This is a genomic window from Bdellovibrio sp. CKG001, from assembly GCF_055397465.1.
In genome coordinates this window covers 2,771,196-2,794,388 of sequence record NZ_AP029173.1, presented here as the reverse complement: position 1 = coordinate 2,794,388, position 23,193 = coordinate 2,771,196, and the positions used below count along the sequence as shown (strand labels likewise).

Sequence of the window (23,193 nt, the reverse complement as noted above, 5' to 3'; positions counted from 1 at the left end):
GCTAAGATGTCAGCTAAAGATCCTAAAGTTGTAGCTGATCTCAAGTACACTCGTAATATCGGCATCATGGCTCACATTGATGCCGGTAAGACGACCACCACCGAACGTATTCTTTACTATACAGGTAAAAGTCATAAAATCGGCGAGGTCCATGATGGCGATGCTACCATGGACTGGATGGTTCAAGAGCAAGAGCGTGGTATCACTATCACGTCTGCTGCGACCATGGCGTTCTGGAAAGATCACAGAATCAACATCATCGATACTCCGGGCCACGTTGACTTCACTATTGAAGTTGAACGGTCTTTGCGCGTTCTGGATGGTGCTATTGCTGTTTTCGATGGTGTGAACGGTGTTGAGCCTCAGTCTGAAACTGTCTGGAAGCAAGCTGATAAATATAAGGTTCCGCGCATTTGTTTTGTGAACAAAATGGACCGTGTTGGTGCGGACTTTGTTATGTCCTACGGGACGATCAAAGAAAAGCTCAACGCGAACCCAATCCCTGTGCAAGTTCCTATCGGAGTCGAGGACACCTTCCGTGGTGTTATTGATCTGTTGGAGAATCGTGCTTATATGTGGGATCAGTCCGGAATGGGTGACCATTTCGAAGTTACCGATGTTCCCAATGACATGAAAGAGGAAGTAAACCGCTTCCGTACTGAGGTCATTGAGAAGATCGTTGAATTTGAAGACGAACTTCTTGAGAAATATCTCAATGGAGAAGAAGTCACTGTGCCAGAGCTTAAACGTGCTTTGCGCAAAGGGACTCTTGAATTGAAAGCCTTCCCGGTATTCTGTGGGGCCGCTTTCAAGAATAAAGGTGTTCAGCCACTTCTTGATGGCGTGATAGATTATCTTCCGTCACCTTTGGAAGTTCCTGCGATCGTGGGTCATGACCCTGATCGTCCTGATAAAGAAATTATCTGTAAAACTGACTTTGAGGGTAATACGGCTGCATTGGCATTTAAGATCGCCAATGATCCGTTTGCCGGTACTTTGACTTATATCCGTGTTTATTCCGGTGAAGTAAAAGTCGGTGAGCAGCTTTTGAATCCTCGCACTCAAAAGAAAGAGCGCATTCAGAAGCTTGTTAAGATGCACGCAAATTCCCGCGAAGAGATCGCGGGTCTTAAAGCAGGTGATATCGGTGCGGTGATTGGTCTTAAGTTCACTGGTACGGGAGACACTCTTTGTGAGAGTGCTCATCCTGTTGTGCTTGAGGCGATCACATTCCCAGAGCCGGTCATTTCTGTGGCGGTGGAGGCGAAATCCTCTGCGGATCAGGAAAAAATGTTGGCGGGCCTGGCAAAACTTGAAAAAGAAGATCCATCCTGTCGTTTGCGTACTGATCCGGAAACCGGGCAAATCCTGCTTTCTGGCATGGGTGAATTGCATTTGGAAATTCTCGTGGACCGGTTGCTTCGCGAACATAAGATTCAGGCCAATGTGGGTAACCCACAGGTTTCCTATCGCGAAACTATTACGGCTGCAGCCAAGGCTGATCACGTGTATGAGCGTGAAATCGCCGGTGAGGCGCATTTTGCGAAGGTTTCCTTGTCTTTGGAGCCTATTGCTCAGGCAGAGGGTATCCAGTTCGTTAGTAAGGTGGCTGTGTCTAAAGAGTTTACAGCCCCTATGTTGAAGGCGGTTGAGGCGGGCTTCCGTGAGGCGGCTGAGGTCGGTCCTTTGGCGAGCTGCTCCATGTTGGGTATTAAGGGCACTTTAACTTCTATTGAAGTGCGTCCTGAGGCTTCCAGTGAAATGGCCTTTAAAGCGGCGGCTTCCTTGGCGTTCCGGGATGCTGTAAGGGCAGCTTCTGTGGAGCTTATGGAGCCTATCTTTAAGCTAGAAGTGACATGTCCTGATGAGTTTGTGGGTAATATCGTTGGTGACCTCAATGCTCGTCGTGGAAAAATCCTCACGATGAATGTTAAGCAGGGTGGCGGGCAGGTTATTTCTGCCGAGGCTCCTCTGGCGAGTCTGTTTGGTTATGCTACGGACGTCCGCAGTTTAAGTCAGGGTCGTGCTAGTTTTAGCATGGAATTCCTAGAGTACGCCGTGGTGCCTGCGAAGGTAAAAACGGAAATTCTACATAAAATGGGAAGATACTAAAAAAAGTAATATTTCCCTTTGACATTAGATTTCAAAGTGCGCATACTCGCGCACTCATAGCGTCTAAATCTACAAAAAACCCCCCGCGTTGAAGGCGATTCAGGCCGCAAGGGCTAATTCGGGGCAAGTTTTCGATGGGATAGGGACGTGAGTTGTTAACAATTTGCTAGTAAAAACGATACTTTATAAAAGAGAAGAGTGTCCATATGCAAAGTCAGAAGATTAGAATCAGATTGAAGGCATTCGATCATAAATTGCTTGATCAGTCGACGAAAGAAATCGTTGAGACTGCTCGTCGTACAGGCGCTAAAGTTGCGGGTCCAATTCCCTTGCCTACTCGCATCAATCGCTACACTGTATTGCGTTCTCCGCACGTAGATAAAAAATCTCGTGAACAGTTCGAGGTGAGAACTCATAAGCGTATGCTCGATATTTTAGAACCCACTCAACAAACAGTAGATCAACTTATGAAGTTGGATCTTTCTGCTGGTGTTGATGTTGAAATCAAACTTTCTGCGGTTTAGAGGTAAGACGTGAGCGAAACTACAGAAACTCAAAATACTGCAGGTCTAAAGTTGAACGGCCTGTTCGCGTTCAAAGAAGGTATGGCTACTATCTATAACGAGAACGGTGAAGCTGTTCCTGTTACAGTTCTTCGTTATGAGCCTTGGTTTGTTTCTCAAATCAAAACTAACGAAACAGATGGTTACGAAGCTCTTCAAGTAGCTTGTCATCCTAAAAAAGCTAAAAACTCCAACAAAGCTGAAAAAGGTCACCTTGAAAAAGCTGGCTTCGAGAATGGCGCTCAGTTCGTAAAAGAACTTCGTCAAGCTCTTCCTGAAGGTGCTGCTGTTGGTGCGCAAATCTCTATCGACAGCTTGGCTAAGGGTGACTTCGTAAAGATCACTTCCAAGTCTAAAGGTAAAGGTTTTGCGGGTTCCGTAAAACGTTGGGGCTTTGCGGGTGGTCCTGCATCCCACGGTTCTAAATTCCACCGTCGTCCGGGTTCTTCTGGTAACAGAACATGGCCAGGTCGTGTAATGCCGGGTAAGAAATTCCCAGGTCATTTGGGTGCTGAAACTGTCACTGTTAAGAACGTAGAAGTTGTTCAGATCATCGCTGAAGAAAACGTTCTGATGGTTAAAGGGCCAGTTCCAGGTGCTAGAAACACTTTGGTGAAGTTGGTGAGAGAATAGTATGGCTACAGTAAATGTATTAAACTGGAAAAAAGAAAAAGTTGGTTCCGTTGAATTGGCTGCTGACGTGTTCGAAACTCCTGTTAAAAAGGAAGTTCTTCACACAGTTGTTCAATGGCAATTGGCGGCTCGTCGTCAAGGCACTCACATGACTAAGACCAAAGGTCTTGTGTCTGGTGGTGGTAAGAAGCCGTTCAAACAAAAAGGTACTGGTGGAGCTCGTCAAGGTTCTAGCCGTTCTATCTTGATGCCTGGTGGTGGTACCGCTTTCGGTCCTCAACCTCGCAGCTACGCTTTCGTATTGCCTAAGAAAGTTCGTCGTTTGGGTCTGAGCATGGCTCTTTCTCACCTTCAAAAAGAAGGTAAGTTGTTCGTTGTGGACAGCATGGCTTCTGAAGGTAAAACTGCTGAGCTTAACAAGCGTTTGAAAGCTTTCGGTTTGAAGAAAGCCGTATTGGTTGATTCTGCTGTTGATGAAAAATTCAGCCGCGCATCTAAAAACTTGCCGACATTCAAATACTTCCCAGTTGAAGGTTTGAATGTATTCGATTTGTTGAAATACGATGCAGCTATCATCACTAAAGAATCTGTGGCAAAAATCGTTGATCGTTGTTCATTGGAGAAGGCGTAATGAAACAAGTAATTAAAGCCCCTCTTGTTACAGAGAAAAATACATACCACAACGCAGCTGGCGTTTATGTTTTCGAAGTAGATATGAAATCTACGAAAACAGAAATCAAAGCTTCTGTTGAAAAGAACTTCAAAGTTAAAGTTGACAGCGTAAGAACAAGTGTCTGCCGCGGTCACTCTAAGCAAACTAAATTTGGTCTAACCAAGGTCCCTTACTGGAAAAAAGCTTACGTTAAGCTTGTTGAAGGTGAGAAGATCGCTCTATTTGAGGGAGTATAAAGATGGGTATTAAAACATTCGCCCCACGCTCTCATGGTCGCAGAGGAATGACTGGTTTCGATTTCAAAGAAATCACAAAGACAACTCCAGAGAAGTCTTTGCTTGCTCCTCTAAAAAAACAAGCTGCTCGTAACAATCACGGTCAAATCACGATCCGTCACCAAGGTGGTGGTCATAAGAGAAAATACCGTTTGGTTGACTTCAAGCGCACTAAGCTTGACGTAGCAGCGAAAGTTGTTGCGATCGAGTACGATCCAAACAGAACTTGCCGTATTGCTCTTATTTCTTACATCGACGGTGCTAAGGCTTATATCCTTGCTCCAGTTGGTTTGAATGTTGGTGATACAGTTATTTCTTCTGATAAAGCCGACATCAAGCCAGGTAACTCCCTGACTTTGGGTGCTATCCCAGTTGGTACTGTTATTCACAACATCGAATTGCGTCCGGGCAAAGGCGGTCAAATCTGCCGTGGTGCTGGTGCAAGCGCGACTCTTGCTGGTAAAGGCGAAAAGTACTGCCAAGTACGTATGCCATCTGGTGAGTTGAAGCAGGTGTTGACAGTTTGCCGTGCTTCTATCGGTCAAGTTGGTAACACTGACAACGAAAACATCAACCTAGGTAAAGCTGGTCGCTCTCGTTGGAGAGGTATTCGTCCATCCGTTCGCGGTATGCATATGAATCCAGTTGATCACCCACTCGGTGGTGGTGAGGGCGTTGGTAAGGGTCATCACCCAGTAACTCCATGGGGTCAACCATGTAAGGGTTACAAAACTAGAAACAATAAGAGAACCAACTCTTCAATCATCAAGAGACGTAAGTAGGAGTAAAAGGTGGCACGCTCAATTAAAAAAGGTCCATTTGTCGATACTCATCTTCAAAAGAAGGTCGACCATGCGATCGAAAAGAATGATAAAAAAGTTATTAAAACTTGGTCTCGCCGCTCAACAATTCTTCCTGAGACTATTGGACTTACTTTCGCAGTTCACAATGGAAGAAAGTTCGTTCCTGTGTACATCACAGAGAACATGATTGGTCACAAACTCGGTGAGTTTGCTCCAACAAGAACTTTCCATGGTCACGCCGAGAAGAAGGCCGCAGCTCCTGGCGCGAAGAAGTAATAGAGGTTGATAATGGAAGTTAAAGCAAGCTTGAAATATGCAAGAGTTGGCGCTCAGAAAGCAAGATTGGTTGCTGACCTGGTTCGCGGTAAAGACGTGAACGAGGCTGTTAAAACCCTTACTTTCCTGAACAAAAAAACCGCAGGTATGGTAAAAAAGCTAATCGAATCAGCTGTTGCCAATGCTGAATACAAAAAGGTTATGGATGTAGACAGCCTTTATGTTAAAGCTATCTGGGTTGATCAAGGTCCAGTTCTTAAAAGATTCCGTCCTCGTGCACAAGGTCGCGCGTTCGGTGTTCGTAAGAAGACCAGCCACATTAACGTAGTACTCGAGGAGAAATAGTCGTGGGTCAGAAGGTTAATCCAATTGGTCTAAGAGTTGGTGTTATCAGAACTTGGGATTCTCGCTGGTATGCGAAGGGTCAACAATATTATGAAAATCTCCACGAAGACATCCGTTTGAGAAAGTTCCTTAAGGACAAGCTTAAACACGCGGGTGTTGCGAAAATTGAAATGGAACGTGCTGCGAAGAAGATCAAAATCATCATCTCCACAGCTCGTCCAGGTGTTGTAATTGGTAAAAAAGGTACTGGTATTGACGCTCTTAAAGCGGAAGTTCAAAAACTTACACCCAACGAAGTTTTCTTGAGCATCCAAGAAGTGCGTAAACCAGACCTCGATGCTCAGCTCGTTGCTGAGAGCATTGCTCAACAACTTGAGAAACGTATCTCTTGGAGAAGAGCTCTTAAAAAATCTATTGCAGCTGCGATCAAAGGCGGCGTGAGAGGTATCAAGATCCGTGTTTCCGGTCGTCTTGATGGTGCAGAGATTGCGCGTTCTGAGTGGTACAATGAGAAGAGTGTTCCTCTTCATACATTGCGCGCTGATATCGACTACGGTACAGCAGAAGCTCTAACAGCATATGGTATCATCGGCCTGAAAGTATGGATCTATAAAGGCGATATCTTATCTGCTCGCGAAGTTGAGGAGGCAGGTCGTGTTAAGTCCTAAAAGAGTAAAATGGCGTAAACAATTTGTAGGCCGCGCTACTGGTTTTGCAGTAAGAGGCGCTAACCTTGATTTCGGAGACTACGGTCTTCAGGCAATCGAGGAAGGTCGTCTGACTGCTCGTCAGTTGGAAGCTGGTCGTATCGCTATCTCCCGTTCTGTTAAGCGTGGTGGTAAAATCTGGTGCCGTGTGTTCCCAAACATCCCGGTAACAAAAAAGCCTGCTGAAACTCGTATGGGTAGCGGTAAAGGTAACCCAGAACTATGGGTTGCTCGTGTTCTTCCTGGAAAAGTTCTTTTCGAAATGAACGGTGTGACTCGTGAGCAAGCTAAAGAAGCTTTCGAACGCGCAGCTCACAAACTTCCTTTCAAAACTCGTTTCTTGGTAAGGGAGTAGTTGTATGAAGTTCGTAGAGATTAAAGATCTTTCTGTAGCTGAATTGAAAAAGAAAAGAGCGGCTCTTTCTGAAGAGCTGTTCCAGGCTCGTATTAAGAATTCCATTGGGCAGCTTTCTAACCCAGTGCAAATCCGCGGTCTTCGCCGTGACATCGCTAAAATCAACACAGCGATCGTAAAAAAAGTGGCGAGATAGGGGTAGGACATGACTGAAACTAATTCTAGAGGACGTAAAATTGAAGTCGTAGGTGAAGTTATCAGTGACAAGATGGATAAAACTATCTCTGTCCTCATCTACCGCATGGTTAAGCACGCTAAATACGGTAAGTATGTTAAGAAGACATCTGTATTCAAGGCTCACGACGAAAAGAACCAAGCAAAAGTTGGTGATATCGTTAAGATCCGTGAAACTCGTCCTCTGAGCAAAACTAAACGTTGGGCTTTGGCTGAAGTCGTAGAAACGGCAAAGGCGTAGGAGACTGTTATGATTCAAATGCAAACTAGACTGAATGTAGCAGATAACTCCGGTGCAAAAGAAGTTATGTGCGTTAAGGTTCTTGGTGGTTCTAAACGTCGTGTAGCATCCATTGGTGATGTTATCGTTGTTTCCATCAAAGAAGCTTTGCCAAATGCAAAAGTAAAAAAAGGTGACGTAGCTAAAGCTGTTGTTGTTAGAACTGTTGCTAAACTTCGTCGTCCAGACGGATCTTACATCCGTTTCGATGATAACTCTGCAGTTTTGATCAATGCTTCTAAAGAACCAATTGGAACACGTATCTTTGGCCCAGTAGCCAGAGAATTGAGAGCTAAGTCTTTCGTTAAGATTGTTTCTTTGGCTCCGGAAGTTCTATAAGGGGTGATGAGATGAATCGCTTACATACAAGATATAATAAAGAGATCGCTCCCGCTCTTCAGAAACAACTGGGAGTTAAAAACGTGATGCAAGTTCCTCGCTTGGAGAAAATCACTCTTAGCGTGTGCTTGAGCGAAGCTGTTCAGAATCCAAAAATCTTGAACACTGTGGTTGATGAAATCACAGCGATCACTGGACAAAAAGCTGTTATCACTAAAGCGAAGAAGGCTATTTCCAACTTCAAATTGCGTGCTGGCATCCCATTGGGTGTTCGTGTGACTTTGAGAAGAGAGAAAATGTGGTCTTTCATGGATCGTTTGAACACGTTGGCACTACCTCGCGTACGTGACTTCCGTGGTTTGCCTAACAAAGGTTTCGACGGCCGTGGTAACTACAATATGGGCTTGAAAGAGCAGATCGTGTTCCCTGAGATCAACTACGATAAAGTTGATAAAACTCGTGGTATGAATATCACTATCTGTACAACTGCGAAGAACGATACTGAAGGCAGAGCGTTGCTTGAAGCGCTTGGCATGCCTTTCAGAAAATAAGAGGTGTCACTTGGCTCGTAAAGCAAGCATTGAAAAAAACAATAAAAGAAAAGCTCTTGCTGCTAAGTATGGTCAATACAGAGCAGAATTGAGAGCTAAAACTGTTGATATGAAGCTTTCTGACGAAGAAAGAGCGGCTGCACGTAAAAAGTTGCAAGCTCTTCCTCGTGACACAAATCCAAACCGCACAATCACACGTTGTGAAATTTCTGGTCGCCCTCGTGGTAACTACAGAAAGTTCGGTTTGTCTCGTATTGCGTTCAGACAATTGGCCCTTGACGGTAAATTGCCTGGCGTAACGAAAGCCAGCTGGTAAGAGGTTCAGAATGGATACAATTTCTCAGTTCCTTACAATGATCAGAAACGCTGGAGCAGCAAAACACGAAAAAGTGGATATGCCTGCTTCCAAAGTGAGAGCTGGTATTGCTCAGATCTTGGTAAACGAAGGTTTCATCAGAAGCTTTAAGGTTGCTAAAGACAGCAAACAAGGCATCATGCGTGTTTATTTGAAGTATGACGAAGCTGGAGCTCACGCGATCAATAGCATTGACCGTGTAAGCCGTCCTGGCCGTCGCGTTTATGTTAAATCTGACAAGATTCCAACTGTTCGTTCTGGTATGGGCATGTCCATCATCAGCACAAGCAAAGGGATCATGAGCGGTAAGCAAGCTACAGAGCAAAAGCTTGGTGGCGAACTGCTTGCGACACTTTGGTAGGTGAATTATGTCTCGTATTGGAAAAGCACCCGTTGTTTTTGATAACACAGTACAAGTAAGCGTAACACCTGCTAACGAAGTTGTCGTTAAAGGTGCGAAAAGCTCACTTAAAATCGGTATGAAGCCAAATGTTTCCGCGAAAATCGATGGAAACAAAGTGGTTTTGACTCCGAATGATGACTCTAAAGAAAGCCGCGCAATGCACGGTCTTTACAGAGCTCTTATCCAGAACGCAGTAACTGGCGTTACTAAGGGCTTCACTAAAGGTTTGGAGCTTCAAGGGGTTGGATATCGTGCAAACGTAGCAGGTAAGAAGTTGGAGCTTTCTTTGGGCTTCTCTCACCCTGTTATCTTCGATATTCCAGAAGGTATTGAAATTAAAGTCGATAAGCAAACCAGCTTGACCATCACTGGTCCAAGTAAAGAGCTTGTTGGACAAGTAGCGGCTAAAATCCGTTCCTTCCGTCCACCAGAGCCATATCTTGGAAAAGGTGTTCGTTACACTGGTGAGCAAATCAGACGTAAAGCCGGTAAGTCAGCTGGTAAATAATTGAGGTAACGTATGAAACTTAAAATTAGCAAACATACAAGCGATAGAAAAGTAAATCGCCTCAAGAAGAAGATCAGAATCCGCAAGACTGTACAAGGTACTGCGGAGAGACCACGTCTTTGCGTATTCAGAAGCGGTAAGCACGTCTACGCTCAGATCATCAACGACGTTGATGGTAACACGTTGGTAGCTGTGTCTTCTTTGGGTAAAGAGGATAAATCCGGTATCGAAATGGCGAAACTTGTTGGTATCGAAGCAGCTAAAGCAGCTACTGCGAAAAACATCAAGGACGTAGTTTTCGACAGAAACGGTTACCTCTATCATGGCCGTGTTAAATCTCTTGCAGATGGCGCTCGTGAGGGCGGCCTCAATTTCTAAGGAGTGATGTGTGGAGAAAGTTCAAGCTCAAGCAGCTGAATTAGAAGAGCGTGTAGTCGCGATCAACCGTGTAACAAAAGTTGTTAAGGGTGGTCGTCGCTTCTCTTTCGCAGCTCTAGTAGTTGTGGGTAACAAAGCTGGTGATGTTGGATTCGGTTCCGGCAAAGCTGGTGAGGTTCCAGAAGCAATCGGTAAAGCAAGCAGATCCGCTAAAAAATCTGCTAAATCTGTAGCTTTGAAGGAAGGTCGTACAATCCCTCACGAAGTTATCGGTAAATTTGGTGCTGCAAAGGTGATCATGAAGCCAGCAGCTCCTGGTACTGGTGTTATCGCGGGTGGTGCGGTTCGTGCCGTTCTTGAATCTGTAGGTGTAAAGGACATTCTTACTAAGTGTGTTGGTACTCGTAACCCACACAACGCTGTAAGAGCAACAATCGACGGCTTGAAGCAGTTGAAACAACAGCTTTAATTCGCGGACTGGTGGCAAAAATGGCTAAAACATTCGTAGTAACTTTGAAAAAATCAACTATCAAGTGCACACAAGACCAGAAGGACGCGGTTCGCGTTCTTGGTCTTAAGAAACTTCACCAAACTGTTGAGGTGAAAGATTCTGCTGCGGCACGTGGTAATATCATGAAAGTACAACATCTTCTTGATGTTGTAGTTAAGTAAGGAGAAGCCATGAGCTTGCTTAAAACATTGGCACCTAAGGCAGGATCCAAGCACGCTCCAAAAAGAATCGGTCGTGGTATCGGTTCTGGTATGGGCGGCACTTCTACTAAAGGTCACAAAGGTCAGCTTGCGCGTACTGGCGGAACAGTGCGTCGTGGCTTTGAGGGTGGTCAAACACCTATGCACCGTCGTCTTCCTAAGTTTGGTTTCAGCAACGTAGCATTCGCAAATAACTTTGAGATTGTAAACGTTGGCCAACTTGCTAAATTTTCTGGAGAAGTCACTCCTGAATCTCTACACGCTGCTGGACTTATTTCCAAAGGCGCTGTTAAGATTTTGGGAAATGGCGAGCTTAAAACAGCTTTGACTGTGAAAGCTCACAAATTTTCAGAAAGCGCTAAGAAAGCTATTGAAGCTGCTGGCGGCAAAGTCGAGGTAATTAAGTAGTGTCTGCAATTGAGAGCATCGCAAAGAATTCTGATCTTCGTAAACGCATCTTGTTCACATTGGCTCTTTTGGCCATTTACAGAATTGGTGTACACGTTCCGACTCCTGGTGTGGACGGATCTGCGGTGCTCTCATTTTTCCAGGCGCAAAGTCGTGGGATTTTTGGGCTCTTTAATACCTTCACGGGTGGGGCCCTGTCTCAGTTCAGTATCTTTGCACTCGGTATCATGCCTTACATCTCCTCTTCCATTATCTTCCAACTTTTGACTTCTGCGGTTCCATACCTAGAAGCTCTTAAGAAAGAAGGGGAGCAAGGTCGTCGTAAAATCAACCAATACACTCGTTATGCGACTGTCGCTTTGGCAATTATCCAAGGTTACGGTATCAGCACATGGTTGATGAACTCCACAAGCCCTGATGGACATCCTTTGGTGATTGCTCCAACTGTGGCCTTCCTTCCGTTCCAGATCATGACTATCATCACCCTGACAGCAGGTACCTGCTTCATCATGTGGTTGGGTGAGCAGATCACAGAACGTGGTATCGGTAACGGTACATCTTTGATCATCTTCACAGGTATCGCTGCTGCGATCCCTGGTGGTGCTCAACAGCTTTGGGAGCTTGTTCGCACAGGCGAAATGCGTTTTGCATTGGCTCTATTGTTGGTGGCTTTCATGGTTGCGATCATCGCAGCTGTTATTTACATGGAAGTGGCTCAGCGTAGAATCACAGTTCAGTACTCTCAAAGACAGGGTGGCGGTGGTATGCAGTCTATGCAGACTCCGACATCTCATCTTCCTATTAAAATCAATATCTCCGGGGTTATCCCACCAATCTTCGCCAGCTCCTTGTTGATGTTCCCAGCAACAATGGCTCAGTTCGTAGACACTCCATGGTTGAAGGCTTTGCAGGATTCTTTGAATCCGTCTGGAACAATCTTCAACATCATGTTCGTGGCATTGATCATCTTCTTCTCGTTCTTCTACACAGAGATCGTGTTCAATCCAAATGACGTCGCTGAGAACCTGAAGAAGTACGGTGGTTTTGTTCCTGGCGTTCGCGCTGGTAAGTCTACAGCTGACTATATTCAGAAGGTTCTTGAGCGTGTGAACGTTCTTGGTTGTATCTACCTTTGTACAATTTGTATTCTTCCGGGCATCATGGTGAACCAGTTCAACGTTCCGTTCCACTTTGGTGGTACAAGCTTGTTGATCTTGGTTGGTGTTGCTTTGGACACTGCTCAACAGATCCAGTCTCATATGATCACTCAGAAATATGAGGGCTTCCTAAAAGGAGCTAAGATCCGTAGCAGAAGGGTTCAGTTCTAATGAACTTGATCCTCTTTGGAGCCCCAGGGGCCGGTAAAGGTACTCAATCCGAACTTCTGATTAAACGTCAGGGCATGACACAGATCAGCACTGGCGACCTGTTCAGAGCTGCCATTAAAGGGCAGACTGATTTGGGTAAGAAAGCTCAGGAGTTCATGGATAAAGGGCAACTTGTGCCAGATAGCATTGTTATCGGCATGGTTGAAGAAGTGCTCCAAAAGGGCGTAAAAGACTTTATTTTAGATGGTTTCCCTAGAACTGTGGCGCAGGCTCAGGCTCTAGATGAGTTACTTGTAAAAATGAACCTATCCATTGGTAAGGCTATTTTCCTGGAAGTTCCCATGAAAATCCTTATGGATAGGCTGACTGGAAGACGCGTATGTAAAAATTGCGGCGCTGTCTATCATGTAGTCAGTAAGCCCTCCCAAGTAGAGGGTAAATGTGATTTGTGTGGTGGTGAGGTCATTCAACGGAATGATGACAAGGCGGAGGTAATCGAGACCCGTCTTAAAACTTATGAAGAGTTCACAAGCCCCCTAAAAGAGTTTTATAAAAAATCAGGCAAATATATTGAAGTGGACGGAAATAGAGACACCGAGGAAGTCTATAAAGAGATCGAAAAAATAATAAAATAGGCTGCTGTATTATTTTTATCTCTAGACTTTAAGGGTTTTCGGTGTTAGCGTGCCGGACCGCATTCGTATTTTTGCTGGAATTTTCACTTTTTTAATGAAGTGAAAAAATAGCGTATGGGAAGACAGTATGAAAGTAAGACCATCAGTAAAAGCAATCTGTAATAAGTGTAAAGTTATTAAAAGAAAAGGCGTTATTCGCGTTATCTGCGAGAACCCTAAACATAAGCAAAGGCAGGGTTAATCATGGCACGTATTCTTGGTGTCGACTTACCTAGAAATAAGCGCGTTGAAATCGCGTTGACCTACATCTACGGCATTGGCCGCCCTCGTGCTGCCATGATCTGCAAGCAAGTTGGTATTCCTTCTGAACTAAGAACTGAAGGTTTGACTGATGAGCACATTGCTAAAATTCGTAGCATCGTTGAAGCTAACTTCAAAGTTGAAGGTGATTTGCGTCGTGAAATCGGCTTGTCCATCAAACGTTTGATGGATTTGAACTGCTTCCGTGGTATCCGCCATCGCAAAGGCTTGCCTGTTCGTGGTCAGAACACTCGTTCTAATGCACGCACTCGCAAAGGTCCTAAGAAGACGGTAGCTAACAAGAAAAAAGCCGTATAATTGAGGTCACGTAAATGAACACTGATAAAAAAGCTGTTGCTAAGAAAAAAGTAAAAAGAAACGTTCCTCAAGGGAACTGCTATATCCAAGCTGGGTTCGGTAACGTTATCGTAACGATGACAGATCCAACCGGAGCTACTGTGGCTTGGTCCTCTGCAGGCCACCTCGGTTTCAAAGGAAGCCGTAAAGGTACTCCATACGCAGCTCAGTCCGCGGCAGAAGACGCTGCTAAGAAGGCTATGGAAGCAGGTATGAAATCTGTGGACGTTTACTTGAAAGGTCCAGGCGCTGGTCGTGAGCCTGCAATTCGTGCATTGGCTGCTACAGGAATGAGAGTTTTGTCTCTTAAAGACGTGACTCCAGTTCCTCATAACGGTTGCCGTCCACCTAAGCGTAGAAGAATTTAATAGGAGTATATCGTGAGCTGCATTAACGAAAGCGTTTGTAAGCTTTGCCGTCGCGAAAACGTGAAACTTTTCTTGAAAGGTGACCGTTGTTACACTGATAAGTGTTCCTTCGAAAGAAGACCTTATCCGCCAGGACAACATGGCCAATCTCGTTTGAAGTTCTCTGAATTTGCGCTTCAATTGCGTGAGAAACAAAAAGCTAAGAGATACTACGGTGTTTCTGAGAAACAATTTGTAAAATATGTTGGAGAAGCCAACCGTTCAAAAGAATTGACTGGTCATGCGCTTCTTAAGTTCCTTGAGACTCGTCTTGATAACGTTGTGTACACTTTGGGGTACGCAAATTCACGTCGCGAAGCAAGACAGCTTGTTAAGCACAACCATTTCCTGTTGAATGGTAAAAGAGCTAACATTCCAAGCATTCTTGTGAATAAAGGCGACGTTATTCAAGTTGCTGAATCAAGCCGCGAAATGGCTAAGATCCAGTCTGCTATCCAAGCGGTAGCTAGACGCTCTGTGCCAGCATGGCTTGAAGCCGATCATGCGAAGTTCACTGGAACTGTTAAAGATCTTCCAAATCGTGAAGACGTAGCAGTTGCTGTTGAAGAAAACATGATCGTTGAATACTACTCAAGATAATTTTACCTCTCGGGGGAGCTATGCAAGAGCATTATTATAAGTTTTGGAGAGAAATGATCAAACCAAAGGGATTTGAGGTTGATCGTGATTCTCTTCGTGATGACTACGCTAAATTCATTATCCGTCCCCTCGAAAGAGGCTTTGGGGTTACCTTGGGTAACTCCCTAAGAAGAATTCTTCTTAGCTCCATGATGGGTTCTGCAATTACAGCTGTTAAGTTCGAAGGCGTATTGCACGAGTTCACTACGATCCCAGATGTTCTTGAGGACGTCACTGACATCATCTTGAACCTCAAAGAAGTGCGCTTTAAACAATATACTGCAGATTCTTTGACTCTGAAGATCTCCAAAAAAGGTCCAGGCAAAGTAACTGCAGCTGATATCCAAACTAGCGACAAGATCGAAGTTTTGAACCCAGATCTTCCAATTGCTACTTTGGGCGCGAATGCAAACTTCAATGCAGAAATCGTTGTTAGTTTCGGTCGTGGCTATGTTCCAGTAGAGAACAGAGAAACAGACCTTCCAGTTGGCTTTATCGGCGTTGACGCTCTTTACAGCCCAATTAGAAAAGTAAACTACAACGTGTCCAATGCGCGTGTTGGTCAAAGAACTGACTACGATGCATTGACTCTTGAAGTTTGGACTGATGGTTCTTTGAAACCTGAAGAGGCAGTAGCTCTTTCATCTAAAATCATGAAAGAACAACTGCAAATCTTCCTTACTTTCGACGAGACTATGGAGCCTGCAGAAGAAGCACGCGAAATGGGTTCTCCAACATTGAACGAGAACTTGTTCCGTTCTGTTGATGACCTTGAGCTGTCTGTTCGTTCTGCAAACTGCTTGAAAAACGCTAACATCCGTTACATCGGCGAGTTGGTTGTTCGTTCTGAAGCAGAAATGCTTAAGACCAAAAACTTTGGTCGTAAGTCATTGAACGAGATCAAAGAGATCTTGGGCGAAATGGGTCTTGGTTTGGGTATGAAGATCGAAGGCTGGCCTCCAGCTGGTTGGGACCCAAGTCAACCTCCTCAAAAGAGAGAGACTCAACAATAAAGAAAACGGCACCATGAATGGTGCTTGAACACGCGGCCCTGCGGGGCTGCGAGGGCACGGAGCCCTGAAAAGTAACACTCGACCAAATTAACAAAGAGTGTTCTATCGTGTTGATACCTGATACGGTCAGCACGTTTAAACCGGAGAATAAAATGAGTTCACACAGAAGAAGAGTTAAACATTTTGATCGTAAATCTGGCCCAAGAAAAGCTTTGTTGAGAGGTCTTGTGACTTCTTTGATCGAGCACGGCCGTATCACTACAACTGTTGACCGTGCTAAAGAAGTACGTCGTCACGTTGAAAAAGCGATCACACTTGGTAAAAAAGGTGACTTGGCTGCAACTCGTTTGTTGCTTTCTCGTTTCCCTAACAAAGAAGCAGTTGCGACTATCGTAAAAGATTTGTCTCCACGTTTCAAAACACGTCCAGGTGGTTACACTCGTATCATCAAAATCGGTCGTCGCCCTGGTGACACTGCTGAGATGGCGTTCCTTGAGTTCGTAGACTACGATTTCGAAGCTAAAACTGCGAAAACTGAAGAAGCAGCTCCGAAAGCGAAAAAAGCTGATGCTAAAACTGCGGCAAAACCAGCAGCTAAAGCAAAAAAAGCTTCTACTAAGCTTGTAGCAGCTAAGAAAAAAGCTGTTAAAAAGACTCAAAAGAAAGCAAGAGCAGCAGCTCGCGCTTAATTGAGACTCAAAGATACATCTTCAAAAGAAGGCTCAAGGAAACTTGGGCCTTTTTTATTTTCTGATAGCTATCATCGTCGGCCGCAATTTTCGACCAAGCCTGAAGCCTAAAGCGCTCTCTTTCCTTCCGATGAACGTCACAAATTTATCTTGTGGGCCATAATACTAAAAGTAGACGGAGCCCATGCAGGGCTTCCCCGGATTGCGTCTTGCCAACGGGGACGGGGGCTTCTATTTTGAAGTTGTTCTTGCCCATGTGTCGGAGGTTCTTATGAAACAACATCTAAAAGCATTTGTTATTGTCGCCGTTTTAGCGATGGCCGGACTGTGGGCGTATACCACCTACTTTGCCAACAAGCTGAACCAGGCGCCCTCTGATTATTCAACCATCGAGACGATGGAAAAAGAGGGTGTCGCGAGCTTCGCGATGAAGAACCTGGATGGTCAAGAGTTCCAGCTTCAGGACTATAAAGGCAAAGTGGTCATTCTGAACTTCTGGGCTTCTTGGTGTGGACCTTGTATCGAGGAAGTCCCTTCATTGATCAAGCTGGTAAAGGAGTTCAAAGGCAACGTGCAGTTGATCGCGATTTCAGGTGACAGCAGTCGTGAGGATATCGACGTCTTTATGAAGTCTTTCCCAGAAATGAAAGGCGAGAATATTCATATCGTCTTTGACGAAGACCGATCATTGATGAAGAAGTTCCAAGTCGCAAGATTGCCAGAGTCCCTGGTGTTAGGAACGGATCATAAGCTGGTAAAAAAAGTTGTGGGATCTATCGAGTGGTATAACAAGGATTCGGTGGCCTACATCGAGTCCCTGCTAAAGAAGCAGGAATAACCCCTGTAAAAGCATAAAACGGCCATTCTTGGCCGTTTGTCGCTTCAAGGCCCTCTCAGTGGCCAAGTCTTATCATTCGATTCAACAGAGCCTGTTGTGGGGGCTCCAGCGCCAGCCCATTAAGGAATGCCTTCCAAGCAATCATATTGCAGATCGATTTTAGTTCCTTCGATCAGTGAATAGGTGAACTTCAGCAGATTTTTATCCACTTTAAAGTTCAGAATAGGAAGCCCGTCGATGCTGACTTTCAACGATGAAGGCACAGGTTGGCATTCCAAAGTCAGGTGCGACAATGAGTTTACGATCTTGTCTTTAAACGTGTTTAGGTTCGCGCTGTAGTCAGCATCACAGATACTGCCCACGCCCCCGTCGGTGAGTTTGGAGAGCTCTTCATAGACATGGCCCGCATGACTGGGGGAGGTGTCCTTATCCTGTTCGGCCTCGCAGACGGCATCACCCGGTTTCACGATGATGGAGCTGAAGGTAAAGCGAACGTCCTCGCCAAAGGTGGATTTGGATTTTGCCACCAGATTTTCCGGAAGATCTTCAGGTTCCATAGGTTGCAGGACGGCTGCGGCATCTTTTGCTTTCACGCGTGAAGCCACGCCACCGACAGATCGTTCGTCTTCGTCTGAAATCAGGATCACAGAAATCGCAGCTCCATCACGATAGCATCCATGTGCATCTTTGCTGGCAAAGTGATCATGGGCCGCCTTGATGCCACGTTCATCCCCCGAACTGCCGCCGCCGATGGTCAGCGTGTCAATGGTGGAGGTGAAGATGGTGTTCAGGTTGCCAGTGCCTTTTTTCAAAAGGTAAGCCGGAACCCCTGACGGAGGAGTATAGTTAGCCCAGTTATAGGGGCTGCCATAGGCCAGGCTGCCACCGGAGGAGAGGCCGCGAGTGGTCGTTAAACACATCTGCCAGTCGATATTGCTGGCGTCCAGAGAACTCACGAAGGTCGACATGCGTGCTGCCAGTTTTTTTAGTTCCGGTAACATGGAGTTGGAATCGTCCAATACAAACAGAAAGTCGACCTGCTTGTTGCCGTAGGCCACCACTTCCGTTGTGGAGACAGTCTTGTTGGGGGCTGGAGTTGGGGGCGGTGTGATCGCCGTTGACTCCTGCTCAGGGACGGGAGTGAAGTTCATCTTCGCGCATCCTGCAGTGAGAGTCATAACCACACAGCCCAGAACTATAAAATGTGTATTAAGCGATGCTTTCATACCTACCTCTTCGTCAAGACTAGCATGAAAATGAATGCTTAAAATAGAGGCAACATCAAAAAGCGAGGAAAATTGATAAGTGAAAACAAGAAGTTAGAAGTTAGCGTCGAAGCTTTCGACAGGACCTGTTGAAAGCTTCGACGAAAAAGACAGAGAGAAAACTGACTGTTTGAGAGCTAGTCAGAAATCCAAAAAAACTTACCAGCCGAATTTTTTCTTCAACTCGTCGACAGCTTTCTGTCCTTCTTTTTCGAGTTGTTTGCGGCCTTGGTTTTCTGCATCTTTCTTGGCTTGATTGATGCGGGCTTCGGCCTGTTTTTTCTGTTCATTCAGCTGAGTCTCAGCTTTTTTGATCTCGCTGTCGAACTGGCTTTTAAGCTTGTTGATCTCGGCTTCCACGCGGGCTTTTTGTTTGCCGATTTCTTCGTTTACGTAAGCTTCGATTTTCTTGCGAGCTTCATCAATCTTGGCCTGAATCTGTTTTTCAAAGCCTTTTTGCAGCTCGGGCCCCAGATTCGAGTTGATCGACAACGGCACATTCGGGAAGACGCCCTGACCATCCACGGTCAAAGTCACCACGGGGATGCCATTAAAGACGGCCTTCAGAATCTGATCGGCGATGTCATTTTTAGACGACACCTTATAGTCAATCTGTGTGAACTTGTTGTCCATTGCCAAGGTCACGTTCTTAAGGGCCACCAGCTTGCCTTCGATGCCCAAAGCTCCTTTGGCTTTGTTGAAGGCGATCTCAACATCCGGTGTTTTCACCAGGTCCTTACCATCGATCGAATAGGAGTCGACTTTGAATTTATAGTCGATCACGCTGTCGGCTTTGGTGTTATCCAATGACAAGCGCACCAGGAAACCGAAGATTTCCTTGGAAGGGAAGTCCCCCGCCAGTGTTGCCACTGTGGGCTTTCCGATCAATGCCTGATTTGAGGTGATGTTCAGGATTTCACCTTTGATGTTACCCGCATCCGGAGTCAGACCGGCTTGTGAACTGACGGCCGTGCGTTTGATCCAAAACAGCGGATAAGAGTTCGGGCGACCAAATTCATAGCTGATACCTTTTTCGCGCGGATGAGGCTGAATAGCCACCTCGGTTTCTGATGGGGTTTTCTTCTTCATCAGATTTGGTGGAATGTATTTTTCAGCCATGGCTTTATAGCGGAAGAACTTGGCTTTGTAAGGTCCCAGATAACGGTTGAAGATTGCCATGGACAAAGACTTGGCATCCAGCTTCGGAATACGGAAGTGCTGTTCCAGACTTTTGATGTCCAGCTTCACTTGTTTTTCGATTTCCTTGTACTGCGTCTCCAGTCCTTTGAGATCTTTTTTCAGATCATCGCCAGTGGACTGAACCTGCTTGTACATCGCATCGCCATCCTTGAAGACCTTATCCAGCTCTTGCAGAGAGGTTTGCAGTTCTTGAGGAGTTTTGAAGTCTTTGGTTTTGATTTTTCCCAGACGGGCGTTCAAAGCCTCAATGTCTTTGCCCTGAGGCAGAGTTTTCAGGCGTGCGTCCCATTCGGTTTGTTTGCCTTTCAAATCCTTTTCGAACTTTTCCAGCATCGCTTTGGAGGGCAATGAGTCCTGCAGTTTTTGCAGTTGTACGTTGGCGTCCGTGCCTGTCAGCATCGCGATCACATCGCCGAGGACGTTGTCGCCAGCCTGTTCTTTGGCTTCTTGAATGGCCTGCTCTTTGATTTTTTCTGCCATGCCAGGTTCATTGGAGACGGGCTCAGGTGGAGCCACCTTTCCAGGGCGCTTTCTTTTGTTGCCGAATTCGATTTGTTCAACGGCGGCTTCGTTGACAACGGCTTTGGCGCGCAACAGGGCATCCCAAAGCATGGAGAAACGAATGTCGCCAATTTTGATCGAATTGTGTGTCGGCTTTTCGGCGTCAGTGACCTCGATGCCTTGAATACGCAGGCTGGCATTAAAGAAGCTGGTTTTTACGCTGGCGATATTTACTTCCGCGCCGACAGCTTTGTAGCCGGCCCATTCCATTCCGCGACGCAGGTGAGTGTCGAAGAAGAAGTGGAAATACAAACCAATCAATGCACAGATAATCACAAAGGGAATGATGGCTTCCCAGCGGATTGGGCCTTTTTCTTTTTTCTTTTTTACGGGTGTTGTTTCTGGTGTTGTCATGATGCTGTCGTCCTATCCGTAAAGATTGTCGTAAGTGCAGTACCAGTTATAAAGCTTTGTGGCGGTGAAGGCCTTCCAGAATTTTGTGCCTTTGAATCGGGCCACAACGGTCGCACGATATTTCAGAATCGCGATCTTAAAGCCAAAGAACGCAAAAGGCAGAAGCAGAATGGAGACAATCATGGAGCCCATGACGATGGAGTTGTTAAAGCGGGTCATCGGCACAAACGGCATGTTGTACATGGTGACAAACAGCGGGCGCAGGGCTTCGTTTTCCAAAACAGCTTTTCCCAGGAAGTGGGCCGGCTGATCAAACAGGAAGGCCACAAACTTGAAGAAGAAGGCGGAAAGAAAAGCGGCGCCCAGTTGCACTCTGAAAATGAAAATCAAGGCGAAGACCAAAAGTGTCTGAATGGAAATGAACGGGGCAAAACCCAGAATCAGTCCCAGTGAAAGTCCCCACGCGAGCTGATTGGTGCCGGTGTCCGAGTTGAGGAGTTTCAGAAAGTTGAATATCTGCTTGAGTAACGCTGTCATGGATTCCTCCTGCAGCGATTTTAATAAGCATAAATGCAAGGCGGCAAGTAGAAACCCGAGGACAGGGGGATTGGTCTGTTGTAAACTGGGGCCCTATGTCACATCCGTTGGAGCTTTTGATTCTTGAAACAGTTCAACTGGGAGGAAACCTGGTCTTCCTTGCCGATAAGGCTCCGTCAACATTGTTTACCTGGACTGAGTCCCTACAGAAGCACTTTGGTGCCGAGATTCCCTTCACCATTCGACGCGTCCAGGACCTGGTGGCACGACGTTTTGTGACTCGCGCAGAGGATTTGATTTTGTTCTTCAAGGAGCAGGAAAGTTTGCTGCCAGTGCTGGAAAGTCTTCTGTCCGGTCAACGGGCTTTGGTGGGGACGGACGCAGCACCTCGACTGAAGGATTCCTGGGATTTTGTTTTTTCTGATGTGACGATCGAGACCTGGAGAGCTTTATTGCAAAGCTTGCACAATCAGTGGAATCACACTTCAGTCCTGCAGGGATTGCCTGGGGAGCATCAGGCTCCGTGTCTGTTCCTGGATCGAGACAATGTGGTTGTGAAGGATGTTCCTTACAATAAAGATCCAGAGGCTGTCGTGCTGATGCCGGGAATAGCGGATTTGATCAATCGTGCTCATGCTCTGGGCTGGTGGGTGGCCTTGGTAACAAATCAGTCAGGATTGGGGCGTGGTCGTATCGCTTGGGACGAATATCAGGGTGTGCATCAACAGATGCTGCGCCTTTTGGCGGAGCAGAATGCCTGGATTGATGACTGCGAGTGGTCAGCCTTTATCAGTGAATCCGTCACACAGCGCGGTCGTCTTTTGGCGGGCTTAAGAAAACCCCGCAACGGGATGTTCTTGAAAATCAATGATAAGTTGAAAGTGAATATGGGTCTTTCCATGATGGTGGGGGACAGTGCTTCGGATTTGAAGGCTGCTTATGCTGCCGGGGTGAGGAAGCTATATCTGCTGGCCTCTGATAAAACCTCAAAGCAGGAAGAAAGCCTGAAAATCTATCAGACGCTTCATCCTGAGTTCTCTTACGACACCGTCGAATCTTTGATGGATATTTCTTTATAAGTAAAAACCAAGGCCGGATTGAAGATCTGGCGGGTTCTTTTACATCTTTTCCAAAGCCGCCGTGCTGACGCGTTCTTTGATGCGCAGATAGAAGAAGGCTCCCGCCAAACTGACCACGAAAGTTGTGACCTGGAAGGCTGTGATGACGGTGGGGCCGACTTCAGAAGTATTTCCATTATAAATATTAAACAGGAAATAGAAGGCCGCTTGCCCGACGCCGACTCCAGCAGGAGAGATGGGTATTGCTGTGGCCATGTACCCCAGAGGAGCAACCAGGAAATAGGTCTTCGCTGCGATATCAGTGAAGCCTGCGGCATTGCCGGCCAGAATCAGGAACAGGATCGAGCAGACTTGGGACAAAAGACTGAGGCACAAGACCAAGACGAAACGTTTTCCGTCTTTGCCATACAGGTGCATACTTTCGTAAAGCTTCATGAACTTTTCAGACAGAGGTAACATGTGGATGATTTTTTTCAGAATGGATCTGTCATAGACCTTTTGTGAAAAGATCAGCGCCAGGGCGACGATAAATGCAAAGAACAGGCTAAGAATAAACCAGAACAGCGTGGTCAGTGCAGGCACGGTCAGGATGTGATTTAGGTCATAGACCATCACAAGCAAAGCCAGCAGCAACATTGCAAACAGCCCCAGCACCCGGTCCATCAGGACGCTGGTAACAGCAACAACTTTGGACCCGGGATTTTCCCGGGTAAAGTAGAAGGCCTTGATGACGTCGCCGCCGACCCCGCCGGGCATGGCGAAGTTAAAAAAAGACCCGATGAGGCTTAAGCGAAAGACCTTCAACGGACTGACCTTGAGCCCTTGGGACTTGATCAAGGCGCGCCAGCGTTCGCTGGCCAGGAACAGGTTCAGCACCACCAAAAGCAAGGCCACGGAAGCCGCCGCCGGAGTCAGAAGATTTTTAAGAGCTGCAAAGTTCAGCTTTCCGGATTGGACCAGCCAATAGATGATACCGGCCGAGAAGAGAATCTTGGAAGTTTGAACCAGGAGCTTTTTGGTGTGTTTAACCATAGGGGTCTGTCTTACTTGAAAACAGATCAGAACTCCAGAGAAATGGCTTA

The 23,193-nt window shown here is 46.1% G+C and carries 35 protein-coding genes; 31 read left to right on the top strand and 4 right to left on the bottom strand.

Annotated features, from left to right (window positions below):
* The first annotated feature begins 6 nt into the window (after nucleotides 1-6).
* From fusA to ACZ50P_RS13140, 30 genes are all read left to right on the top strand, one after another.
* A complete protein-coding gene (gene fusA, locus ACZ50P_RS13285; RefSeq protein WP_464131695.1) occupies nucleotides 7-2,112 on the top strand; it encodes an elongation factor G in 2,106 nt (701 codons plus the stop codon).
* 206 nt (nucleotides 2,113-2,318) lie between these two features.
* Nucleotides 2,319-2,636 (top strand): 30S ribosomal protein S10, encoded by a 318-nt coding sequence (gene rpsJ / locus ACZ50P_RS13280; protein WP_011165353.1) that lies wholly within the window; start codon nucleotides 2,319-2,321, stop codon nucleotides 2,634-2,636.
* A 9-nt stretch (nucleotides 2,637-2,645) separates the two neighbouring features.
* On the top strand, nucleotides 2,646-3,308 hold the full coding sequence (gene rplC, locus ACZ50P_RS13275; protein WP_464118164.1) for a 50S ribosomal protein L3: 663 nt from the start codon (nucleotides 2,646-2,648) through the stop codon (nucleotides 3,306-3,308).
* Between the two features lies 1 nt (nucleotide 3,309).
* On the top strand, nucleotides 3,310-3,939 hold the full coding sequence (gene rplD, locus ACZ50P_RS13270) for a 50S ribosomal protein L4 (RefSeq protein ID WP_464118163.1): 630 nt from the start codon (nucleotides 3,310-3,312) through the stop codon (nucleotides 3,937-3,939).
* The gene (gene rplW, locus ACZ50P_RS13265) at nucleotides 3,939-4,217 is read left to right on the top strand and encodes a 50S ribosomal protein L23 (RefSeq protein WP_347358360.1); all 279 of its coding nucleotides are present in this window, start codon (nucleotides 3,939-3,941) and stop codon (nucleotides 4,215-4,217) included. The genes rplD and rplW overlap by 1 nt, the downstream gene beginning before the upstream one ends.
* A gap of 2 nt (nucleotides 4,218-4,219) precedes the next feature.
* Entirely contained in the window at nucleotides 4,220-5,038 is an 819-nt protein-coding gene (gene rplB / locus ACZ50P_RS13260; protein ID WP_262553302.1) for a 50S ribosomal protein L2, read from the top strand.
* 9 nt (nucleotides 5,039-5,047) lie between these two features.
* Nucleotides 5,048-5,335, top strand: a complete 288-nt coding sequence (rpsS, locus tag ACZ50P_RS13255) for a 30S ribosomal protein S19 (RefSeq protein WP_464118162.1) — start codon at nucleotides 5,048-5,050, stop codon at nucleotides 5,333-5,335.
* A gap of 12 nt (nucleotides 5,336-5,347) precedes the next feature.
* Complete coding sequence (rplV, locus tag ACZ50P_RS13250; protein ID WP_011165347.1) at nucleotides 5,348-5,680, top strand: 50S ribosomal protein L22; 333 nt, start codon at nucleotides 5,348-5,350, stop codon at nucleotides 5,678-5,680.
* Nucleotides 5,681-5,682: 2 nt separating this feature from the next.
* Nucleotides 5,683-6,348: a 30S ribosomal protein S3 gene (gene rpsC, locus ACZ50P_RS13245; protein ID WP_262553304.1), complete on the top strand. Its 666-nt coding sequence runs from the start codon at nucleotides 5,683-5,685 to the stop codon at nucleotides 6,346-6,348.
* Entirely contained in the window at nucleotides 6,335-6,742 is a 408-nt protein-coding gene (gene rplP, locus ACZ50P_RS13240) for a 50S ribosomal protein L16 (RefSeq protein WP_041577922.1), read from the top strand. Before rpsC ends, rplP begins: the two co-directional genes overlap by 14 nt.
* A 4-nt stretch (nucleotides 6,743-6,746) precedes the next feature.
* Complete coding sequence (gene rpmC / locus ACZ50P_RS13235) at nucleotides 6,747-6,938, top strand: 50S ribosomal protein L29 (protein WP_011165344.1); 192 nt, start codon at nucleotides 6,747-6,749, stop codon at nucleotides 6,936-6,938.
* A gap of 9 nt (nucleotides 6,939-6,947) precedes the next feature.
* Nucleotides 6,948-7,217 (top strand): 30S ribosomal protein S17, encoded by a 270-nt coding sequence (gene rpsQ, locus ACZ50P_RS13230; protein ID WP_041577921.1) that lies wholly within the window; start codon nucleotides 6,948-6,950, stop codon nucleotides 7,215-7,217.
* A gap of 9 nt (nucleotides 7,218-7,226) precedes the next feature.
* A complete protein-coding gene (rplN, locus tag ACZ50P_RS13225; RefSeq protein WP_011165342.1) occupies nucleotides 7,227-7,595 on the top strand; it encodes a 50S ribosomal protein L14 in 369 nt (122 codons plus the stop codon).
* Nucleotides 7,596-7,606: 11 nt separating this feature from the next.
* A complete protein-coding gene (gene rplE, locus ACZ50P_RS13220; protein ID WP_464118161.1) occupies nucleotides 7,607-8,146 on the top strand; it encodes a 50S ribosomal protein L5 in 540 nt (179 codons plus the stop codon).
* A 10-nt stretch (nucleotides 8,147-8,156) separates the two neighbouring features.
* The gene (gene rpsN, locus ACZ50P_RS13215; protein ID WP_464118160.1) at nucleotides 8,157-8,462 is read left to right on the top strand and encodes a 30S ribosomal protein S14; all 306 of its coding nucleotides are present in this window, start codon (nucleotides 8,157-8,159) and stop codon (nucleotides 8,460-8,462) included.
* Between the two features lie 10 nt (nucleotides 8,463-8,472).
* Nucleotides 8,473-8,862, top strand: coding sequence for a 30S ribosomal protein S8 (rpsH, locus tag ACZ50P_RS13210; RefSeq protein ID WP_464118159.1), 390 nt, complete (start codon nucleotides 8,473-8,475; stop codon nucleotides 8,860-8,862).
* 7 nt (nucleotides 8,863-8,869) lie between these two features.
* Nucleotides 8,870-9,412 carry a 50S ribosomal protein L6 gene (rplF, locus tag ACZ50P_RS13205; protein WP_464118158.1) on the top strand — a complete coding sequence of 181 codons (543 nt, stop codon included), beginning with the start codon at nucleotides 8,870-8,872 and terminating at the stop codon, nucleotides 9,410-9,412.
* A gap of 12 nt (nucleotides 9,413-9,424) precedes the next feature.
* Nucleotides 9,425-9,790 (top strand): 50S ribosomal protein L18, encoded by a 366-nt coding sequence (gene rplR / locus ACZ50P_RS13200; protein ID WP_262553310.1) that lies wholly within the window; start codon nucleotides 9,425-9,427, stop codon nucleotides 9,788-9,790.
* A gap of 10 nt (nucleotides 9,791-9,800) precedes the next feature.
* Entirely contained in the window at nucleotides 9,801-10,259 is a 459-nt protein-coding gene (gene rpsE / locus ACZ50P_RS13195) for a 30S ribosomal protein S5 (RefSeq protein ID WP_011165337.1), read from the top strand.
* A 20-nt stretch (nucleotides 10,260-10,279) separates the two neighbouring features.
* A complete protein-coding gene (gene rpmD / locus ACZ50P_RS13190) occupies nucleotides 10,280-10,462 on the top strand; it encodes a 50S ribosomal protein L30 (protein ID WP_347358350.1) in 183 nt (60 codons plus the stop codon).
* Between the two features lie 9 nt (nucleotides 10,463-10,471).
* Nucleotides 10,472-10,909, top strand: coding sequence for a 50S ribosomal protein L15 (gene rplO / locus ACZ50P_RS13185; RefSeq protein WP_088564474.1), 438 nt, complete (start codon nucleotides 10,472-10,474; stop codon nucleotides 10,907-10,909).
* Nucleotides 10,909-12,237: a preprotein translocase subunit SecY gene (gene secY, locus ACZ50P_RS13180; RefSeq protein ID WP_464118157.1), complete on the top strand. Its 1,329-nt coding sequence runs from the start codon at nucleotides 10,909-10,911 to the stop codon at nucleotides 12,235-12,237. Before rplO ends, secY begins: the two co-directional genes overlap by 1 nt.
* Complete coding sequence (locus ACZ50P_RS13175) at nucleotides 12,237-12,872, top strand: adenylate kinase (protein ID WP_464118156.1); 636 nt, start codon at nucleotides 12,237-12,239, stop codon at nucleotides 12,870-12,872. Before secY ends, ACZ50P_RS13175 begins: the two co-directional genes overlap by 1 nt.
* Nucleotides 12,873-12,999: 127 nt before the next feature.
* Nucleotides 13,000-13,113, top strand: coding sequence for a 50S ribosomal protein L36 (rpmJ, locus tag ACZ50P_RS13170; RefSeq protein ID WP_011165332.1), 114 nt, complete (start codon nucleotides 13,000-13,002; stop codon nucleotides 13,111-13,113).
* A gap of 2 nt (nucleotides 13,114-13,115) precedes the next feature.
* Nucleotides 13,116-13,490, top strand: coding sequence for a 30S ribosomal protein S13 (gene rpsM, locus ACZ50P_RS13165; RefSeq protein ID WP_464118155.1), 375 nt, complete (start codon nucleotides 13,116-13,118; stop codon nucleotides 13,488-13,490).
* Nucleotides 13,491-13,504: 14 nt separating this feature from the next.
* On the top strand, nucleotides 13,505-13,897 hold the full coding sequence (gene rpsK / locus ACZ50P_RS13160; RefSeq protein ID WP_464118154.1) for a 30S ribosomal protein S11: 393 nt from the start codon (nucleotides 13,505-13,507) through the stop codon (nucleotides 13,895-13,897).
* 12 nt (nucleotides 13,898-13,909) lie between these two features.
* On the top strand, nucleotides 13,910-14,536 hold the full coding sequence (rpsD, locus tag ACZ50P_RS13155) for a 30S ribosomal protein S4 (protein WP_464118153.1): 627 nt from the start codon (nucleotides 13,910-13,912) through the stop codon (nucleotides 14,534-14,536).
* A gap of 20 nt (nucleotides 14,537-14,556) precedes the next feature.
* Complete coding sequence (locus tag ACZ50P_RS13150; protein WP_347358345.1) at nucleotides 14,557-15,588, top strand: DNA-directed RNA polymerase subunit alpha; 1,032 nt, start codon at nucleotides 14,557-14,559, stop codon at nucleotides 15,586-15,588.
* Between the two features lie 152 nt (nucleotides 15,589-15,740).
* Entirely contained in the window at nucleotides 15,741-16,277 is a 537-nt protein-coding gene (rplQ, locus tag ACZ50P_RS13145) for a 50S ribosomal protein L17 (RefSeq protein ID WP_464131693.1), read from the top strand.
* A gap of 271 nt (nucleotides 16,278-16,548) precedes the next feature.
* Nucleotides 16,549-17,115: a TlpA disulfide reductase family protein gene (locus tag ACZ50P_RS13140; protein ID WP_464131691.1), complete on the top strand. Its 567-nt coding sequence runs from the start codon at nucleotides 16,549-16,551 to the stop codon at nucleotides 17,113-17,115.
* 119 nt (nucleotides 17,116-17,234) lie between these two features.
* Here the strand turns inward: ACZ50P_RS13140 and ACZ50P_RS13135 are convergent, their stop codons facing one another.
* From ACZ50P_RS13135 to ACZ50P_RS13125, 3 genes are all read right to left on the bottom strand, one after another.
* Nucleotides 17,235-18,341: a hypothetical protein gene (locus ACZ50P_RS13135; RefSeq protein ID WP_464118150.1), complete on the bottom strand. Its 1,107-nt coding sequence runs from the start codon at nucleotides 18,339-18,341 to the stop codon at nucleotides 17,235-17,237.
* Between the two features lie 198 nt (nucleotides 18,342-18,539).
* Nucleotides 18,540-20,495 (bottom strand): TIGR03545 family protein, encoded by a 1,956-nt coding sequence (locus tag ACZ50P_RS13130; protein ID WP_464131689.1) that lies wholly within the window; start codon nucleotides 20,493-20,495, stop codon nucleotides 18,540-18,542.
* Nucleotides 20,496-20,507: 12 nt separating this feature from the next.
* Nucleotides 20,508-21,032, bottom strand: coding sequence for a TIGR03546 family protein (locus tag ACZ50P_RS13125; RefSeq protein ID WP_464131687.1), 525 nt, complete (start codon nucleotides 21,030-21,032; stop codon nucleotides 20,508-20,510).
* A 95-nt stretch (nucleotides 21,033-21,127) separates the two neighbouring features.
* Between ACZ50P_RS13125 and ACZ50P_RS13120 the strand changes: the two genes are divergently transcribed.
* Entirely contained in the window at nucleotides 21,128-22,111 is a 984-nt protein-coding gene (locus tag ACZ50P_RS13120; protein WP_464131685.1) for a D-glycero-alpha-D-manno-heptose-1,7-bisphosphate 7-phosphatase, read from the top strand.
* Between the two features lie 39 nt (nucleotides 22,112-22,150).
* On the opposite strand, the gene ACZ50P_RS13115 is transcribed toward ACZ50P_RS13120, so the two are convergent.
* A complete protein-coding gene (locus ACZ50P_RS13115) occupies nucleotides 22,151-23,143 on the bottom strand; it encodes a lysylphosphatidylglycerol synthase transmembrane domain-containing protein (RefSeq protein WP_464131683.1) in 993 nt (330 codons plus the stop codon).
* Nucleotides 23,144-23,193: the final 50 nt, after the last annotated feature.

Excerpts from the sequence above, each read along its gene's own strand:
- rpmJ (WP_011165332.1), top strand. The coding sequence starts at position 13,000 with ATGAAAGTAAGACCATCAGTAAAAGCAATCTGTAATAAGTGTAAAGTT.
- rplF (WP_464118158.1), top strand. The coding sequence starts at position 8,870 with ATGTCTCGTATTGGAAAAGCACCCGTTGTTTTTGATAACACAGTACAA.
- ACZ50P_RS13130 (WP_464131689.1), bottom strand. The coding sequence starts at position 20,495 with ATGACAACACCAGAAACAACACCCGTAAAAAAGAAAAAAGAAAAAGGC.
- rpmD (WP_347358350.1), top strand. The coding sequence starts at position 10,280 with ATGGCTAAAACATTCGTAGTAACTTTGAAAAAATCAACTATCAAGTGC.
- rplV (WP_011165347.1), top strand. The coding sequence starts at position 5,348 with ATGGAAGTTAAAGCAAGCTTGAAATATGCAAGAGTTGGCGCTCAGAAA.
- ACZ50P_RS13140 (WP_464131691.1), top strand. The coding sequence starts at position 16,549 with ATGAAACAACATCTAAAAGCATTTGTTATTGTCGCCGTTTTAGCGATG.
- rpsJ (WP_011165353.1), top strand. The coding sequence starts at position 2,319 with ATGCAAAGTCAGAAGATTAGAATCAGATTGAAGGCATTCGATCATAAA.
- rplD (WP_464118163.1), top strand. The coding sequence starts at position 3,310 with ATGGCTACAGTAAATGTATTAAACTGGAAAAAAGAAAAAGTTGGTTCC.
- rplB (WP_262553302.1), top strand. The coding sequence starts at position 4,220 with ATGGGTATTAAAACATTCGCCCCACGCTCTCATGGTCGCAGAGGAATG.
- rpsH (WP_464118159.1), top strand. The coding sequence starts at position 8,473 with ATGGATACAATTTCTCAGTTCCTTACAATGATCAGAAACGCTGGAGCA.
- rplO (WP_088564474.1), top strand. The coding sequence starts at position 10,472 with ATGAGCTTGCTTAAAACATTGGCACCTAAGGCAGGATCCAAGCACGCT.
- rplQ (WP_464131693.1), top strand. The coding sequence starts at position 15,741 with ATGAGTTCACACAGAAGAAGAGTTAAACATTTTGATCGTAAATCTGGC.
- ACZ50P_RS13175 (WP_464118156.1), top strand. The coding sequence starts at position 12,237 with ATGAACTTGATCCTCTTTGGAGCCCCAGGGGCCGGTAAAGGTACTCAA.
- ACZ50P_RS13120 (WP_464131685.1), top strand. The coding sequence starts at position 21,128 with ATGTCACATCCGTTGGAGCTTTTGATTCTTGAAACAGTTCAACTGGGA.
- ACZ50P_RS13125 (WP_464131687.1), bottom strand. The coding sequence starts at position 21,032 with ATGACAGCGTTACTCAAGCAGATATTCAACTTTCTGAAACTCCTCAAC.
- rpsK (WP_464118154.1), top strand. The coding sequence starts at position 13,505 with ATGAACACTGATAAAAAAGCTGTTGCTAAGAAAAAAGTAAAAAGAAAC.
- ACZ50P_RS13135 (WP_464118150.1), bottom strand. The coding sequence starts at position 18,341 with ATGAAAGCATCGCTTAATACACATTTTATAGTTCTGGGCTGTGTGGTT.
- fusA (WP_464131695.1), top strand. The coding sequence starts at position 7 with ATGTCAGCTAAAGATCCTAAAGTTGTAGCTGATCTCAAGTACACTCGT.
- rplW (WP_347358360.1), top strand. The coding sequence starts at position 3,939 with ATGAAACAAGTAATTAAAGCCCCTCTTGTTACAGAGAAAAATACATAC.
- rplN (WP_011165342.1), top strand. The coding sequence starts at position 7,227 with ATGATTCAAATGCAAACTAGACTGAATGTAGCAGATAACTCCGGTGCA.
- rpsQ (WP_041577921.1), top strand. The coding sequence starts at position 6,948 with ATGACTGAAACTAATTCTAGAGGACGTAAAATTGAAGTCGTAGGTGAA.
- rplE (WP_464118161.1), top strand. The coding sequence starts at position 7,607 with ATGAATCGCTTACATACAAGATATAATAAAGAGATCGCTCCCGCTCTT.
- rplR (WP_262553310.1), top strand. The coding sequence starts at position 9,425 with ATGAAACTTAAAATTAGCAAACATACAAGCGATAGAAAAGTAAATCGC.
- rpsM (WP_464118155.1), top strand. The coding sequence starts at position 13,116 with ATGGCACGTATTCTTGGTGTCGACTTACCTAGAAATAAGCGCGTTGAA.
- ACZ50P_RS13115 (WP_464131683.1), bottom strand. The coding sequence starts at position 23,143 with ATGGTTAAACACACCAAAAAGCTCCTGGTTCAAACTTCCAAGATTCTC.
- rpmC (WP_011165344.1), top strand. The coding sequence starts at position 6,747 with ATGAAGTTCGTAGAGATTAAAGATCTTTCTGTAGCTGAATTGAAAAAG.
- ACZ50P_RS13150 (WP_347358345.1), top strand. The coding sequence starts at position 14,557 with ATGCAAGAGCATTATTATAAGTTTTGGAGAGAAATGATCAAACCAAAG.